Here is a 15,414-nt window from a genome sequence, read left to right as displayed (position 1 = left end):
CGATGATCACACTCACATCCGTCACCAAGCTCTATAACGAGGGCCGCCCGAACGAGGTGCAGGCGCTCAAGGGGATCGACCTGGAGATCGCGCGCGACGCGATCACTGTGCTGAAAGGGCCGTCGGGCTCGGGCAAGACGACGTTGCTGTCGATCGTGGCCTGCATGGCGCGGCCCACCACGGGGCGCGTGACGCTCGACGGCGAGGTGGTCTCGGGCTTGCCCGAACGCTTCCTGACCGAGCTGCGCCGGACCACTTTCGGTTTTGTCTTCCAGCGCTTCAACCTGATCCGGGGCATTTCGGTGATCGAGAACGTGATGCTGCCTGCGGCACCCTTGGGGGGCGATCATGCCACGGTGCGCGAGCGTGCGCTGGAGCGGCTCGCGGCGCTCGATCTGGCCGACAAGGCCACGATGCCGGTCGAGTTCCTCTCGGGCGGCGAGACCCAGCGCGCCGCCATCGCCCGCGCCCTCATCAACGACGCGCCCATCGTGATTGCGGACGAACCCACCGCGAATCTCGACACGGAACTGACAATGCGTTTTCTCGAGATCGTCCGCGCTCTTCGGGCCGAGGGCAAGACCGTCATCATGACCTCGCATGACCCGCGTATCTGGGATGCGGAAGGGGTGGATGCGGTGGTCGAGATGCGCGACGGCGCGATCTTCGGAGAATTCGCATGATCTTCCAGACCCCGATCATGGCGCTTTTGCTGGTGGCGGGACTGGCTAGCCTCACCGCGCTCTGGTCCGGCGGCTTCGCGGTACAGGTGCTGCGGCGCTGGAACCTCGCCGATATGAGCCGCGCGCAGCTGCAACGCGAACGCGCGACCGAGCTGGTCTCGACCCTCTTCGCCGCCGTGATGCTGGCGGAGCTGGCGGCGCTTTTGCTGTTCGTCTTCAATGCCGACCGGATGGCGTCGCTCTTCGTGGGCGCGATGTGCGCGGTGGGCACGCTGAACGTGAACGGCTATGGCTTCCCGGCGCTGTATCTCAAGATCGGGGTGTTCTTTGCGGCCGTGCTCTGGCTGATGCTGGACCGCGCCGACCGGATGGGTCGCGACTATCCGCTGACCCGTGTGAAATACGGCGTGCTGCTGGCCATCGTGCCGCTGGTGCTGGCCGATGCTGGCACGGAGCTCGCCTATTTCCTCAACATGCACACCGACGTCATCACCTCCTGTTGTTCCAAGCTGTTCACGCCTGCCAATGCGGGGCTCGCCAATGAGATGGCTTCGATCGGGCCGGGCGCCTCGCTGTGGCTGCTGGGCGGAGCCGGAGTGTTCGTTGCAGCAACGGGGGGCTTCGCGCTCTGGCGGGGCAGGGGGTTCGGGCTTTATGCGCTGGCCTCGGTACTGATGTTTGCGCTGGCGCTGACGGCGGTGGTCTCGGTGATCTCGCCCTATATCTACGAATACCCCAACCACCATTGCCCGTTCTGCATCCTCAAGCCGGAATACAATTATTACGGCTACGCGCTTTACATCCCTCTGTTTCTTGGCACGGGGCTCGGCGTGGGCGCGGGGATGCTGTCGCTGTTTCGCAGCCGTGAGAGCCTCGCGGAAAAGCTGCCCGCGATGATCCGGCGGCAGGTGATCTGGTCGATGGCGGGGTTCGCGGGCTTCGGGCTGGCGACGCTTTATGCGATTGCCTCCTCGAACCTCATCATCTTCGGGTGAGCTTCCTGCGGGAAACCCCACTCACGGGCTTTTCCCTAGTCAGGCCAAACCTTTTGGGCTAGATTCCTCCCTAGACCCGGCAAACGGGCGCATTCGAGGCAGAAACGGCAGTATAGCCCATGACAGAAATGGCATTCGGCACCGTCCCCGTGCGGGCCGGTGAACCCATCCTTCCAAAGTGGTGGCGCACCATCGACAAATGGGCGCTTGGCGCAGTGATGATGCTTTTCGGCCTTGGCATGTTGCTGGGGCTCGCGGCTTCGGTGCCGCTGGCCGAGCGCAACGGGCTCGAGCCCTTCTACTACGTCAAGCGACAGGCCGCGTTCGGTACGCTCGCGCTGGTGGTGATGTTCGCGATGTCGCTGCTTGATCCCAAGCAGATCCGCCGCATCGGCGTGATCGGCTTTGCCGGCGCCTTCATTGCGGTGCTGATGCTACCGGTGCTGGGCACGGATTTCGGCAAGGGGGCCGTGCGCTGGTATTCCTTCGGCTTTGCCTCGATCCAGCCTTCGGAGTTTCTCAAGCCCGGTTTCGTTATCATTTCAGCATGGTTCATGGCTGCGGCCCATGAACTCGGCGGCCCCAAGGGGCGGCTCTATTCCTTCCTGCTGATGGCGATCATCGTGGTCGCGCTCGCGCTGCAACCGGATTTCGGGCAGGCGTCGCTCGTGCTGTTCGCCTGGTCGGTGATGTATTTCATCTCGGGAGCGCCGATCGCGCTGCTGACGGGGATCGGGGCGCTCACCGTCGCGGGGGGCTTCTTCGCCTATAACGTCTCGGAGCACTTCGCGCGCCGGATCAACGGGTTCCTTTCGACCGAGGTCGATCCGCGCACCCAGATCGGCTACGCCACGAACGCCATTCAAGAGGGTGGGTTCTTCGGCGTCGGCGTGGGGCAGGGATCGGTGAAATGGTCGCTGCCCGATGCGCATACCGATTTCATCATCGCGGTCGCGGCCGAGGAATACGGGCTGATCCTCGTGCTGTGCATCATCGCGCTCTACGCGACGGTGGTGATCCGCTCGATGCTGCGCTTGATGCGCGAGCGCGACCCGTTCACCCGTCTGGCGGGCGCGGGTCTGGCCTGCGCTTTCGGCGTTCAGGCGATCATCAACATGGGCGTCGCGGTGCGTCTTCTGCCCGCGAAAGGCATGACTTTGCCGTTCGTCAGCTACGGGGGCTCTTCGGTCATTGCCTCGGGGATCGCGGTGGGTATGTTGCTCGCGCTGACTCGCACCCGGCCGCAAGGGCAGATTTCGGATATTCTCGCCCGGCGCGGTCGCTAACACCTCGAGGGAGGGGGATATGGCCAAGGACACGACCCCGCTACTTCTGATCGCCGCGGGCGGAACGGGTGGGCACATGTTCCCCGCACAAGCCCTGGCCGAGGCGATGGTGCGCCGCGGCTGGCGGGTGAAACTTTCGACCGATGCGCGGGGTGCGCGCTATGCAGGCGGCTTTCCCCATGTGGTGACGGTCGAGCAGATCGCTTCGGCGACCTTCGCGCGGGGCGGCGCTCTGGGCAAGATCGCTGTGCCCTTCAAGATCGCGGGCGGCGTGGCTTCGGCCATCGGTCGCAACCTCTCGGACAAGCCGAGCGTGGTGGTGGGCTTTGGCGGCTACCCGACGATCCCGGCGTTGTCCTCGGCGGTGTTCCTCGGCATCCCGCGCGCGATCCACGAACAGAATGGCATCATGGGCAAGGTGAACCGGGTGTTCGCCAAGAAGGTGAACCGTTTCGCCTGCGGCACCTGGCCCACCGATGTTCCCGAAGGTGTTCAGGCCGAGCATACCGGCAACCCGGTGCGCGCCGCTGTGCTCGAGCGCGCGGGCGCTGCCTATATCCCGCCCGGCGATTACCCGATGTCGGTGCTCGTGATTGGCGGCTCCCAGGGCGCGCGGATCCTGTCGGATACGGTCCCGGCCGCGCTTGCGAGCCTGCCCGAGGCTGCCCGCGCCAATCTCCGTGTCGCCCATCAGGCACGCCCCGAGGATCTCGACCGGGTCGTGGCCGCCTATGAGGCCGCGGGCATCGCCGCCGAGGTCGAGCCCTTCTTCAGGGACGTGCCGCGCCGTCTGAGCGAATGTCAGCTGGTGATCTCGCGCGCGGGCGCCTCTTCGGTTGCCGATATCTCGATCATCGGGCGGCCCGCGATCCTGATCCCTTACGCGGCGGCGGCGGGCGATCATCAGACGGCGAACGCACGCGGACTGGCGCAGGCGGGCGGGGCGATCGTGATCCCTGAAAGCCAGCTCTCGCCGCAGAGCCTAGCAGAACAAATCTCACTGGTGCTGGACAACCCCCATGGCGCGTTGCAGATGTCGCGCGCGGCCCTCTCCTACGGGGTGCCCGATGCCACCGAGCGGCTTGTGGCCCTCGTCGAAGACCTAGCAGGAAAGAATAAATGAACGCGACCAAACTGCCCGGAGAACTCGGCCCCATCCATTTCGTCGGTATCGGCGGGATCGGTATGTCGGGTATCGCGGAAGTGCTGATGACCCAAGGGTTCACGGTGCAGGGCTCGGATGCGAAAGCCTCCAAGATCACCGACCGTCTGGCGACGCTGGGCGCGACGATCTTCGAGGGCCAGCGCGCCGAGAATATCGGCGATGCGGGCGTGGTGGTGATCTCGACCGCGATCAAGCCGGGCAACCCGGAGCTGGAAGAGGCGCGCCGTCGCGGCCTGCCGGTCGTGCGCAGGGCCGAGATGCTGGCCGAGCTGATGCGGCTGAAGTCGAATATCGCGATCGCGGGCACGCATGGGAAGACCACCACGACGACGATGGTGGCGACGCTTCTGGACAAGGGCAATTTCGACCCGACCGTGATCAATGGCGGCATCATCCATGCCTATGGATCGAACGCACGCGCCGGCGCGGGCGAATGGATGGTGGTCGAGGCCGACGAGTCCGACGGCTCGTTCAACCGTCTGCCCGCGACGATCGCCATCGTCACCAATATCGACCCCGAGCATATGGAGCACTGGCACTCCTTCGACGCGCTGCGCAAAGGGTTCTACGATTTCGTCTCGAATATCCCCTTCTACGGGCTCGCGGTCTGCTGCACCGATCACCCCGAAGTGCAGACGCTGGTCGGCAAGCTCAACGACCGCCGCGTCGTGACCTTCGGCTTCAATGCGCAGGCCGATGTGCGGGCGCTGAACCTGCGCTACGAGGCGGGCGTCGCGCATTTCGACATCGCGCTGCAAGGCGAAGAGGGCAAGCCGGTGATCGAGGGCTGCACGCTCCCGATGCCGGGCGATCACAACGTCTCGAACGCGCTGGCTGCTGTGGCTGTCGCCCGCCATCTGGGCATGAAGAAAGACGAGATCCGCGAGGCGCTGGCGAATTTCGGCGGCGTGAACCGGCGCTTCACCAAGGTGGGCGAGGTTCTGGGCGGCGTCACGATCATCGACGACTACGGGCACCATCCGGTCGAGATCGCCGCCGTTCTGAAAGCCGCCCGACAGGCGGTGAAGCCCGGCGCGCGGGTGATTGCCGTGCATCAGCCGCACCGCTATTCGCGCCTGCACTCGCTGTTTGACGATTTCTGCACCTGTTTCAACGAGGCCGACGTGGTCGCCATCGCCGAGGTCTTCTCGGCCGGCGAGGACCCGATCGAGGGCGCGACCCGCGACGACCTGGTGGCCGGGCTGATCGCGCATGGCCACCGTCATGCGCGCGCCATCATCTCGGAAGAGGATCTGGCCCGGCTGGTGCGCGAACAGGCGCGGCCGGGCGATATCGTCGTCTGCCTCGGGGCAGGGACGATTTCGGCCTGGGCGAACAACCTGCCCGCGAAGCTGGGGGGCTGAGCGGGCGCCGGGCGCGTCCCGGCGGGAAACGGAACTGCGGCGCTGCCACGTCGAGGGATTGGGCAAGGATAGCCGCGTTATGCGCAACGAGACCCATTTGAAACGTCGCCTCGGGCCTGTTCTGATGATCGGCTACGGGGTCGGCGTCATGGTCGGTGCGGGGATCTACGTGCTCGTGGGGGCGGTGGCCGCGCAGTCCGGGATCTGGGCTCCGCTGGCCTTTGCGCTGGCCGGGCTCATCGCGACTCCGTCGGCGCTGTCTTATGCCGAGCTGTCCTCGCGTATTCCCGAAGCCGCGGGCGAGGCCGCCTATGTCGAGGCGGGGTTGGACAGCCGCGCGCTCGGCGTTCTCGTGGGGCTTGCCATCGTCGCGGCAGGCACGATCTCGGCGGCGGCGGTGCTGCGCGGGGGCGCGGGGTATCTCACGTTGCTTCTGCCCCTGCCGAACGAGGTGGTGATGGTGGTGCTCGGGCTCGCTCTGATCGGTGTGGCTTGCCTTGGCGTGCTGGAATCCGTGGGCTTTGCCGCAGTGCTGACCCTGATCGAGGTTTGCGGGTTGGCACTGGTGATCTGGGCCGGGTTCTCGGTCGCTCCGAGCCCGGATCTGACCCCGCTTCCCGCGCCCTATTGGCCGGGGATTGCGATGGCTGCGTCATTGGCTTTCTTCGCCTTCATCGGCTTTGAGGACATGGTGAACATGTCCGAGGAGATGCGTGATCCCACCCGTGACATGCCGCGCGCAATCCTGGGTGCGCTGGCGATCACCACGGTGCTCTATCTCGGCGTCTCCTGGGCGGCGGTGCGCGCAGTGCCGCTGGCCGAGCTGAGCGCCTCCGAGCAGCCGCTGGCCCTTGTATGGCAAGCGGCGGGGCACGGGCCGCAGCTACTGGCCGCGATCGCGGTGGCTGCGGCGCTGAACGGGGTGCTGGCGCAGGTGGTTATGGCGGCGCGGGTGCTCTACGGTCTGGGGCGCCGCACGCCTGCTCTGAGCGTTTTTCACGCCGCCCATCCGCGCTTTGGCACGCCAGTTCTCGCAACGGTGCTTTCGGGCGCCGGAATGATCGCGCTGGCGCTCTCGGCCCCGATCGAGCAACTCGCCGGCGCGAGTGCGATCGTTCTTCTTGGCGTCTTTCTGCTTGTCAATCTTGCGCTCATCGTGCTTAAGCGCCGCTCCGCCTTCGCGCCGTTCCGTGTGCCGATGGCGGTTCCGGTGCTGGGCGCGAGCGTCGCGGGCGCCGCCTTGATCGCCGCTCTGGGAGGTTTCGCATGACGATTTCGCTGATCCTCGCCTGCCTCTGGGCCCTGCTGGCAACCCGCATCGCGATTGGTCCGCGACGGTTCCACTGGCCCGCCGCCTGGGGGCTGATCGCGCTTGGCGTGCCGATCCTGGGCTGGGTGACCTATGAGAATGGCCCCGTTTGGGGGCTGGTGGTGCTTGCGGGCGGCATGTCGGTGCTGCGCTGGCCGGTGATCTTCCTGTTTCGCGCCCTGCGCCAGCCGCGCGATCAAGCGGGCGAGTGAGCGTCTGCTTGCCCTGAGCGGCAGGCGCGGCTAGGAGACTAGCCATGAGTGATTGTCCTTCGAGCTATACTCCGCGCGGCGCGCTGACGCCGAACCGGCCGTTGGCCGATCTGACCTGGCTGCGTGTCGGCGGCCCGGCAGACTGGCTGTTCCAGCCTGCCGATGAAGACGACCTAGCGGCCTTCCTGAAGGGGCTGCCCAAGGAGGTGCCGGTCTTCCCGATGGGGGTGGGTTCCAACCTGATCGTGCGCGATGGCGGCATCCGGGCGGTGGTGATCCGGCTCGGGCGGGGCTTCAACGGGATCGAGGTGCAGGGCGAGACGGTGATTGCAGGCGCCGCGGCGCTCGATGCCCATGTCGCGCGGCGCGCGGCGCAAGCGGGGCGCGACTTGACCTTCCTGCGCACGATTCCCGGCGCGATCGGCGGCGCAGTGCGGATGAATGCGGGCTGCTACGGCTCTTACGTCGCCGATCACCTGATCGAGGCCCGCGCGATCACGCGCGAGGGCGAGCGGGTGACGCTCACGCCCGAGGATCTGAACTTCGCCTATCGCCAGTCCGATCTGCCCGAAGGCTGGGTGCTGACCGGGGCCACGTTCCGTGCCGAGGTGGGCGACCCCGACGCGCTGGGAGCCCATATGGCCGAACAACTCGCAAAGCGCGACGCCACCCAACCCACCAAGGACCGCACCGCTGGATCGACCTTCCGCAACCCGGCGGGGTTTTCCTCGACGGGACGCGCCGATGATACGCATGAGCTGAAGGCCTGGAAGGTCATTGACGATGCCGGAATGCGCGGCGCACGGATCGGTGGCGCGCAAATGTCCGAAAAACACAGCAATTTCCTGATCAACACCGGTGACGCTACGGCCGCAGACCTCGAAAATCTCGGGGAAGAGGTGCGCAAAAAGGTTGTGCAATCGAGCGGAATTTCGCTAGAGTGGGAAATCATGCGCGTGGGAGAATTCGAGGCATAAGACCTCTGCCCTTAAGCGCGATTTCCAGACGGGGGCCAACCCCCGCATGAGGCGAAAGTGGCGGGTATGTCGAGCAGGGCATCCCATCGTGTGGCGGTCCTTTTGGGCGGCCCTTCCGCAGAGCGGGAGGTGTCTTTGTCCTCGGGGCGCGAATGCGCCAAGGCGCTGCGCACGGCGGGTTTCGAAGTGATCGAGATCGACGCGGGAGAGGATCTTCCGCAGCGTCTGGCGGACGCCCGGGCCGATTGCGTTTTCAACGCCCTGCATGGCCGCTGGGGCGAGGATGGCTGCGTGCAGGGCCTGCTCGAATGGCTGCGTATTCCCTACACCCATTCCGGCGTGCTGGCCTCTGCGCTTGCGATGGACAAGGCCCGTGCCAAGCAGGCCTATGCCGCCGTTGATCTGCCGATCGTGCAATCGGTGATCGCGGTGAAAGAAGAGGTGATGGCGCGCCATGTGCTGCCCGCGCCTTATGTCGTGAAACCGAATAACGAGGGCTCTTCCGTCGGGGTCTATCTGGTGATGGACGGGGCAAATTCGCCGCCGAAGCTGTCCGAACAGATGCCCGCCGAGGTGATGGTCGAGACCTATGCGCCCGGCCGCGAGCTGACCGTGTCGGTGATGGGCGACCGCGCGCTTTGCGTGACCGAGATCATCACCGAGGGCTGGTATGACTATGACGCGAAATACCGCCCCGGCGGGTCGCGCCATGTGCTGCCGGCCGAATTGCCGAATGAAATCACCGAGGCCTGCCTCGACTACGCTCTGCGTGCCCATCAGGTACTGGGCTGCCGGGGCCTGTCGCGCACCGATTTTCGCTGGGACGAGGGCAGGGGGCTTGCAGGGCTCGTGCTGCTTGAAACCAACACCCAACCCGGGATGACGCCCACCTCGCTCGCCCCCGAACAGGCCGCGCATTGCGGCATCGACTTCCCCGCGCTCTGCGCCTGGCTGGTGGAGGATGCCTCATGCGACCGCTGACCCCGCATCCCCCGAGCGAGGCCTCGGGCCATCGCGGCGGTCCCGTCACCGGCATGGCGCCGCGCGTCTATCAGCGTGCGCGCACGCCGCGCCGCGACCCCGCTCCGTCGCGTCTGTCCTTCAGGCTTCAGCGCCTTTGGCTCACCCCGGCGGTGCGCGCCTTCACCCGGATCGGGGTTCCGGTCTTTGTCGTGGTGTTGGGGCTTGGGCTCTGGCTCGGGGATCAGGGGCGCCGCGCCGATCTGGTCGCCAAGGTGCAGGACGCGAAGGAGGCGATCGAGCATCGCCCCGAATTCATGGTGAAGATCCTCAAGATCGAGGGCGCGAGCCCCGAGGTCGCCCATGCCGTGCGCGCGATGATGCCCGTGGGCTTGCCCGCTTCGAGCTTCGATATCGATCTCGAGGCCTACCGCGACACGATCCGTCGGCTGGATGCGGTGGCCGATGTGAGCCTCGTGATCCGCGCGGGCGGCATTCTCGAAGCCGACGTGACCGAGCGCATTCCGGCGATCCTGTGGCGCAAGCCGACGGGGCTCGAGATGCTCGACACATCCGGTCACCGGGTCGCGACGCTCCTGACCCGCGAGGCGCGGCCGGATCTGCCGGTGATTGCGGGCGAGGGTGCGGACAAGGCGGTCCCCGAAGCGCTTCAGATCCTCGCGGATGCGGGCCCGATCCTTCCACGCCTGCGCGGTTTGGAGCGTGTGGGCGAGCGGCGCTGGGATATGGTGCTCGACAATGACCAGCGCATCATGCTTCCCGAGAAAGATCCTGTCCCGGCTCTCGACCGCATCCTTGCGCTCAACACGGCCGAGGATCTCCTCGCGCGCGATTTCACCGTGATCGATTTCCGCAACAAGGACCGCCCGACGATCCGGCTGAGCGATGACGCGCTCGCCGAGTTCCGCCGCGTCCAATCCGACATTCTCAAAGCGAGGGCCACGCAATGACCGATCTCTACGAGTTCCAGCGCGCGATGCGCAACATGCGCAAGGCCGCGATGCAACGCGGGGTGATCGCGCTTCTCGATATCGGGACATCGAAGATCGCCTGCCTCGTGCTGCGGTTCGACAGCCCGAACGGGCCCGAGGACGAAGGCTCGCTCGCCGGTCATGCAGCGGTGCGGGTGATCGGGGCCGCGACGACCCGCTCGCGCGGGGTCCGTTTTGGCGAGATCGACGCGATGGCCGAGACCGAGCGTGCGATCCGCACCGCCGTTCAGGCGGCGCAGAAGATGGCCAATACCCGCGTCGATCACGTGATCGCCTGTTTCGCCGGGGCCGAGCCGCGCTCCTATGGTCTGGCGGGCGAGATCGAGGTGCAAGGTGATCAGGTCACCGAATGTGATGTCAGCCGGGTGCTGGCGGCCTGCGACATGCCGCCGATCGGGGCAGGGCGCGAGGTGCTTCATGCGCAGCCTGTGAATTTCGCGCTCGATCACCGCTCGGGTCTGGGTGATCCGCGCGGCCATGCGGGCCAGCGCCTCGCGGTCGATATGCATCTGCTGACGGTCGAAGAGACGGCGATCCAGAACCTGATCTATTGCATCCGTCGCTGCGATCTCGAACTCGCGGGTATTGCGAGCTCGGCCTATGTCTCGGGCATCTCCAGCCTCGTCGAGGACGAGCAGGAACTGGGCTCGGCCTGCGTGGATATGGGGGGTGGCGCAACCGGCGTGTCGATCTTCATGAAGAAACATATGATCTATGCCGATGCGGTGCGCCTGGGCGGCGATCACGTCACCCGCGACATCGCGGCGGGGCTTCAGGTGCCGATGTCGGTGGCCGAGCGGATCAAGACCTTCCACGGCGGCGTCGTCGCGACCGGCATGGATGATCGCGAGATGATCGAGCTGGGCGGCAATTCCGGGGATTGGGAGAAGGACCGCCGCCAGATCAGCCGCGCCGAACTGATCGGCATCATGCGTCCGCGCGTCGAGGAAATCCTCGAAGATGTGCGCGCGATCCTCGACGGGGCCGGGTTCGAACACTTGCCCTCGAAGCAGATTGTGTTGACCGGCGGCGCGAGCCAGATCCCCGGTCTCGACGGTCTCGCGGCTCGAATCCTCGGCCAGAACGTGCGCCTCGGGCGTCCTATGCGCGTGCAGGGACTGCCGCAGGCGGCGACCGGTTCGGGCTTCTCCTCGGTGGTGGGGCTCGCGCTTTTCGCGGCCCATCCGCAAGACGAATGGTGGGATTTCGAGATGCCGCCGGAGACGATGGGCGGGCGCTCGCTGCGCAGGGCTATCCGCTGGTTCCGCGACAATTGGTGAAATGTTGAAAAAGTGAAACTCTGGCGATCTCAGGCACCTGCCATGCGACCTTAAAGCGATCGCAGGGGCGGCAGTGATGCCGCCTGCTCAACACCATATTCTGAGACCTGCGCGAAATACCGCTTGTCACGCAAAAGCGAACTCCAGATTTTGTGGTTTGGGGCGGTTTTTTGCGTGACGATGCGGCGATTCATCGCTAAAATCAGCCTAATTTCCATTCAATTCGGTCTGGGACAGGGCCGGGCAGCAACAACAGGCGGACAAACCACATGGCGTTGAATTTGATGATGTCAGAGCAGCAGGACCTCAAGCCCCGGATCACCGTGTTTGGCGTCGGTGGCGCGGGCGGCAATGCGGTCAACAACATGATCGAGAAGCAGCTCGAAGGTGTCGAGTTCGTCGTGGCGAATACCGATGCCCAGGCGCTCCAGCAGTCCAAATCTCAAGCCCGCGTCCAGATGGGTACGAAAGTGACTGAAGGTCTCGGCGCAGGCGCTCGTCCCTCGGTGGGTGCGGCCGCCGCCGAAGAGAGCATAGAGACCATCGTCGATCACCTGGCCGGCGCGCATATGTGCTTCATCACCGCCGGTATGGGCGGCGGCACCGGCACGGGCGCCGCTCCGATCATTGCTCAGGCGGCGCGGGAACTCGGCGTCCTGACCGTGGGAGTCGTCACCAAGCCCTTCCAGTTCGAAGGCGCCAAGCGGATGCGTCAAGCCGACGAGGGCCTCGATGCGCTGCAGAAGGTCGTCGACACGCTGATCGTGATCCCGAACCAGAACCTGTTCCGCCTCGCCAACGAGAAGACCACCTTCACCGAGGCCTTCGCGATGGCAGATGACGTGCTCTATCAGGGCGTCAAGGGCATCTCTGACCTGATGGTCCGCCCGGGCCTGATCAACCTCGACTTCGCCGACGTCCGCTCGGTGATGGACGAGATGGGCAAGGCGATGATGGGCACCGGCCAGGCCGACGGCGAAGACCGCGCCGTTCAGGCCGCCGAGAAGGCGATCGCCAACCCGCTGCTCGACGAGATCTCGCTCAAGGGCGCGAAAGGCGTTCTCATCAACATTACCGGCGGCTACGACCTCACGCTGTTCGAACTCGACGAAGCCGCAAACCGCATCCGTGAGGAAGTGGACCCGGACGCCAACATCATCGTCGGCTCGACGCTGGATCCCGAAATGGACGGCGCGATGCGCGTCTCGGTCGTGGCGACCGGCATCGACGCTCTGGCCGCGACCACCGAGATCCCGGTGCCGCGCCGCTCGCTCGCCGAGCCGCTGAAGCCCGCCGAACCGGTGCAGGAGCGCGCCCCCGAGCCCGCACCGCAGCCGCAATACGAGGCTCCGGCTGCCGCGGCGCCCCAACCCGCGCCCCAGCCGGCACACCAGCCCGCTCCGGGTCCCGCGCTCAGCGTGAACCCGGCCCCGCAACCGGCCCCGCAGCCCGCGCCCGAGCGTACCCTGTTCGATGCGCCCGCCGCCCGTGCCGCCGCTACCGCGCACCAAGCGCGCGCTCCGGAAGTGGCGGACGACCTGCCGCCCCCGGCCTACCGCGCTCACAGCGAACCCGCGCCCGAGCTGCATGTCGAGGACGAGGCAGCCTATGTGGCTCCGCGTCCGCGTCAGCCCGGCACGCCCTCGCCCGAGGCTCTGCGTCGTCTCGAAGCGGCGGTGAACAAGGCTCCGGCCGCGTCTCAGCAGCGCCCGATGGCCGCGAGCCGTCCGGCCGCACCCGCGCCCCAGCCGCAGGCCGAGAAGCCGCGTTTCGGGATCAACTCGCTGATCAACCGGATGACCGGCCACGGTCATCCCGAAGCCCAGCCCGCGCCGCAGCCGGCCCCGCGCCATCAGTCCGCCCAGCCGCGCGCCGAGGCATATGACGACGAGCAGAGCGACGATCAGGATCGCATCGAGATCCCCGCTTTCCTGCGTCGTCAGGCGAACTGAGCGAAAAAATCGTTTCACAAATCGCGAGGAGGGGCCGGAATTTTCCGGCCCTTTTTCTTGTTAAATCATAAGCTTGCTGCACCCTGCGCAAGGTTTTGCCCGGACCGGGCCGGTTTGTTTCACTCCGTTACAAAGAGTGAATTGTTATGCGGGGCGGGTCTGACTAACTGAAGCTGCGGCACCGGGAGTTGAGATTCCGTTACCGCCAGAGACAAAAGTTGTGAGGTCAATCGTGCAGACGACGCTTGCCAAATCCGTGGCCTTTTCCGGCGTTGGGCTCCATTCGGGCGCCCCGGTCGAGATGCATGTGCATCCCGCCCCCGCTGGCCATGGCATCGTGTTCCGCCGCACTGACGTGACCGGCGTGAACCCGCGCGTCCCCGCGCTTTGGGACAAGGTTCCGAATGCCACGCTCTGTACGCTCATCGAGAACGAAGATGGGGTACAGGTCTCGACGATTGAACACCTGATGGCCGCACTTGTGGGCGCGGGCATTCACAATGCGCTGATCGAGTTGAACGCCGGCGAAGTGCCGATCCTCGACGGCTCGTCCGCGCCTTTCGTGGCCGCGTTCTGCGAGGCCGGTCTGCGCCAGCTTGCAGGCGAGCTGCGCGCGATCCGCATCCTCAAGCCCGTCGAGGTGCGCAACGGCGCGGCGGTTGCCCGTCTCGAACCCGCGGCGAGCCTTGAAATCGATTTCCGTATCGATTTCACCGACGCCGCGATCGGCCAGCAGAGCAAGCGTCTGAAAATGGCGAATGGCGCCTTCGTGCGCGAGTTGATGGACAGCCGTACCTTCTGCCGTCTCGCCGATGTCGACGCCATGCAAGAGCACGGCCTGGCCCTTGGCGGCACCTTCGAGAACGCGGTCGTGGTCGATGGCGACAAGGTTCTCAGCCCCGGCGGTCTGCGCCATGCTGATGAGCCGGTCCGTCACAAGATGCTTGACGCCCTTGGCGATCTCGCGCTTGCCGGTGCCCCGATCCTCGGCCGCTACCGCGGCAATCGCGCCGGTCATGCGATGACCAACAATCTGCTGCGCGCCCTGTTCGAGCGCCCCGATGCGTGGTGCTGGGAGACCTGCTCGCCGGCACAGGCCTACAGTCTTCCGGGTGCGGGCGTTTGCCGCGCCGAAGTCATGGTGAGCGCCTGAGCTTGCATCCCCCGCTGAGGCGGGTACACAAGCTCTTGTTCGGTGGCGTCCCGCAGACGCCAAATCCGCCCGGAAATCCGTCAAACGCATTTTGCGCCCCGGATTTTTCTGTGCTAGGAAATCCCGAACACCCCCGGAACACGGGGTGAGAGTAGACGGGCCCGGGGCTTCCCCGGCAGCGAAAAAGGGATGGGGCAGGGCATGGCGCGCGGCAAATTGGCGGCAGCGAAACTCGGGGCTCTTGGTCTTGTGACGGCGCTGGCCGCTTGCGGTCCCGATCCGAATGCCGCTCCGAATCTCGAGAATTTCACCGCTCAGCAAATCTATGAGCGCGGCGAATACGAGCTCGAGGTCGGCAATCCCCGCCGTCCCAACGATGCGCTGAAGTATTTCTCCGAGGTTGAGCGTCTCTATCCCTATTCGCAATGGGCCAAGCGCGCGCTGATCATGGAGGCCTATGCCCAGCACCGCGCCAAGAAATATGAAGAAGCGCGCGCCTCCGCGCAGCGTTTCCTCGACACCTATCCTGGTGACGAGGACGCGGCCTATGCGCAATACCTTCTGGCGCTCAGCTATTACGATCAGATCGACGAGGTCGGGCGCGACCAGGGCCTGACCTTCCAAGCGCTGCAGGCGCTGCGAGACGTGATCGAGAAATACCCGAATTCGGAATATGCCCAGTCGGCGATCCTGAAATTCGACCTCGCCTTCGACCACCTCGCGGGCAAGGAGATGGAGATCGGGCGCTACTACCTCAAGCGCGGCAACTATTCCGCAGCGATCAACCGCTTCCGCGTCGTGGTCGAACAGTTCCAGACCACCTCGCACACCCCCGAGGCGCTCGAGCGTCTCGTGGAGGCCTATCTTGCCCTCGGCATCACGGATCAGGCCCAGACGGCCGGTGCGATCCTCGGCCATAACTTCCAGTCCTCGCCCTTCTATCAGGATGCCTATAACCTGCTCGAGAAGCGCGGTCTCAAGCCCGAAGCGAAGGGCGATGGCTGGCTTGCGAAGGTCTATCGGCAGGTGATCCGCGGCGAGTGGCTCTGACCGGGGCGGCGGCCT

Annotated in this window: 14 protein-coding genes; all 14 read left to right on the top strand. The window is 65.7% G+C overall.

Annotated features, from left to right (window positions below):
• Nucleotides 1–2: 2 nt before the first annotated feature.
• The gene (locus tag BMI90_RS12160) at nt 3–683 is read left to right on the top strand and encodes an ABC transporter ATP-binding protein (RefSeq protein ID WP_078529746.1); all 681 of its coding nucleotides are present in this window, start codon (nt 3–5) and stop codon (nt 681–683) included.
• Nucleotides 680–1,678 (top strand): hypothetical protein, encoded by a 999-nt coding sequence (locus BMI90_RS12155; RefSeq protein WP_078529744.1) that lies wholly within the window; start codon nt 680–682, stop codon nt 1,676–1,678. Before BMI90_RS12160 ends, BMI90_RS12155 begins: the two co-directional genes overlap by 4 nt.
• A gap of 119 nt (nt 1,679–1,797) precedes the next feature.
• A complete protein-coding gene (locus tag BMI90_RS12150) occupies nt 1,798–2,964 on the top strand; it encodes a putative peptidoglycan glycosyltransferase FtsW (RefSeq protein WP_078529742.1) in 1,167 nt (388 codons plus the stop codon).
• 19 nt (nt 2,965–2,983) lie between these two features.
• Nucleotides 2,984–4,087 (top strand): UDP-N-acetylglucosamine--N-acetylmuramyl-(pentapeptide) pyrophosphoryl-undecaprenol N-acetylglucosamine transferase, encoded by a 1,104-nt coding sequence (locus BMI90_RS12145; RefSeq protein ID WP_078529740.1) that lies wholly within the window; start codon nt 2,984–2,986, stop codon nt 4,085–4,087.
• Complete coding sequence (murC, locus tag BMI90_RS12140) at nt 4,084–5,493, top strand: UDP-N-acetylmuramate--L-alanine ligase (protein ID WP_078529738.1); 1,410 nt, start codon at nt 4,084–4,086, stop codon at nt 5,491–5,493. The genes BMI90_RS12145 and murC overlap by 4 nt, the downstream gene beginning before the upstream one ends.
• Nucleotides 5,494–5,572: 79 nt before the next feature.
• Nucleotides 5,573–6,763 (top strand): APC family permease, encoded by a 1,191-nt coding sequence (locus BMI90_RS12135; RefSeq protein ID WP_078529736.1) that lies wholly within the window; start codon nt 5,573–5,575, stop codon nt 6,761–6,763.
• Nucleotides 6,760–7,014, top strand: a complete 255-nt coding sequence (locus tag BMI90_RS12130; protein WP_078529734.1) for a DUF2484 family protein — start codon at nt 6,760–6,762, stop codon at nt 7,012–7,014. The genes BMI90_RS12135 and BMI90_RS12130 overlap by 4 nt, the downstream gene beginning before the upstream one ends.
• 44 nt (nt 7,015–7,058) lie before the next feature.
• Nucleotides 7,059–7,991 (top strand): UDP-N-acetylmuramate dehydrogenase, encoded by a 933-nt coding sequence (gene murB, locus BMI90_RS12125; RefSeq protein ID WP_078529732.1) that lies wholly within the window; start codon nt 7,059–7,061, stop codon nt 7,989–7,991.
• A gap of 57 nt (nt 7,992–8,048) precedes the next feature.
• Entirely contained in the window at nt 8,049–8,972 is a 924-nt protein-coding gene (locus BMI90_RS12120) for a D-alanine--D-alanine ligase (protein WP_078529730.1), read from the top strand.
• Nucleotides 8,960–9,922, top strand: a complete 963-nt coding sequence (locus BMI90_RS12115; protein ID WP_078529728.1) for a cell division protein FtsQ/DivIB — start codon at nt 8,960–8,962, stop codon at nt 9,920–9,922. Before BMI90_RS12120 ends, BMI90_RS12115 begins: the two co-directional genes overlap by 13 nt.
• The gene (ftsA, locus tag BMI90_RS12110) at nt 9,919–11,244 is read left to right on the top strand and encodes a cell division protein FtsA (RefSeq protein ID WP_078529726.1); all 1,326 of its coding nucleotides are present in this window, start codon (nt 9,919–9,921) and stop codon (nt 11,242–11,244) included. Before BMI90_RS12115 ends, ftsA begins: the two co-directional genes overlap by 4 nt.
• A 269-nt stretch (nt 11,245–11,513) precedes the next feature.
• Nucleotides 11,514–13,196, top strand: coding sequence for a cell division protein FtsZ (gene ftsZ, locus BMI90_RS12105; protein ID WP_078529724.1), 1,683 nt, complete (start codon nt 11,514–11,516; stop codon nt 13,194–13,196).
• 232 nt (nt 13,197–13,428) lie between these two features.
• A complete protein-coding gene (gene lpxC / locus BMI90_RS12100) occupies nt 13,429–14,349 on the top strand; it encodes a UDP-3-O-acyl-N-acetylglucosamine deacetylase (protein WP_078529722.1) in 921 nt (306 codons plus the stop codon).
• Nucleotides 14,350–14,550: 201 nt separating this feature from the next.
• Nucleotides 14,551–15,399, top strand: coding sequence for an outer membrane protein assembly factor BamD (locus tag BMI90_RS12095; RefSeq protein ID WP_078529965.1), 849 nt, complete (start codon nt 14,551–14,553; stop codon nt 15,397–15,399).
• Nucleotides 15,400–15,414: the final 15 nt, after the last annotated feature.

Origin of the sequence: Thioclava sp. L04-15 (assembly GCF_002020275.1) — a bacterium.
Taxonomy (GTDB): domain Bacteria; phylum Pseudomonadota; class Alphaproteobacteria; order Rhodobacterales; family Rhodobacteraceae; genus Thioclava; species Thioclava marina.
This window is presented reverse-complemented; position numbering and strand designations above follow the sequence as displayed.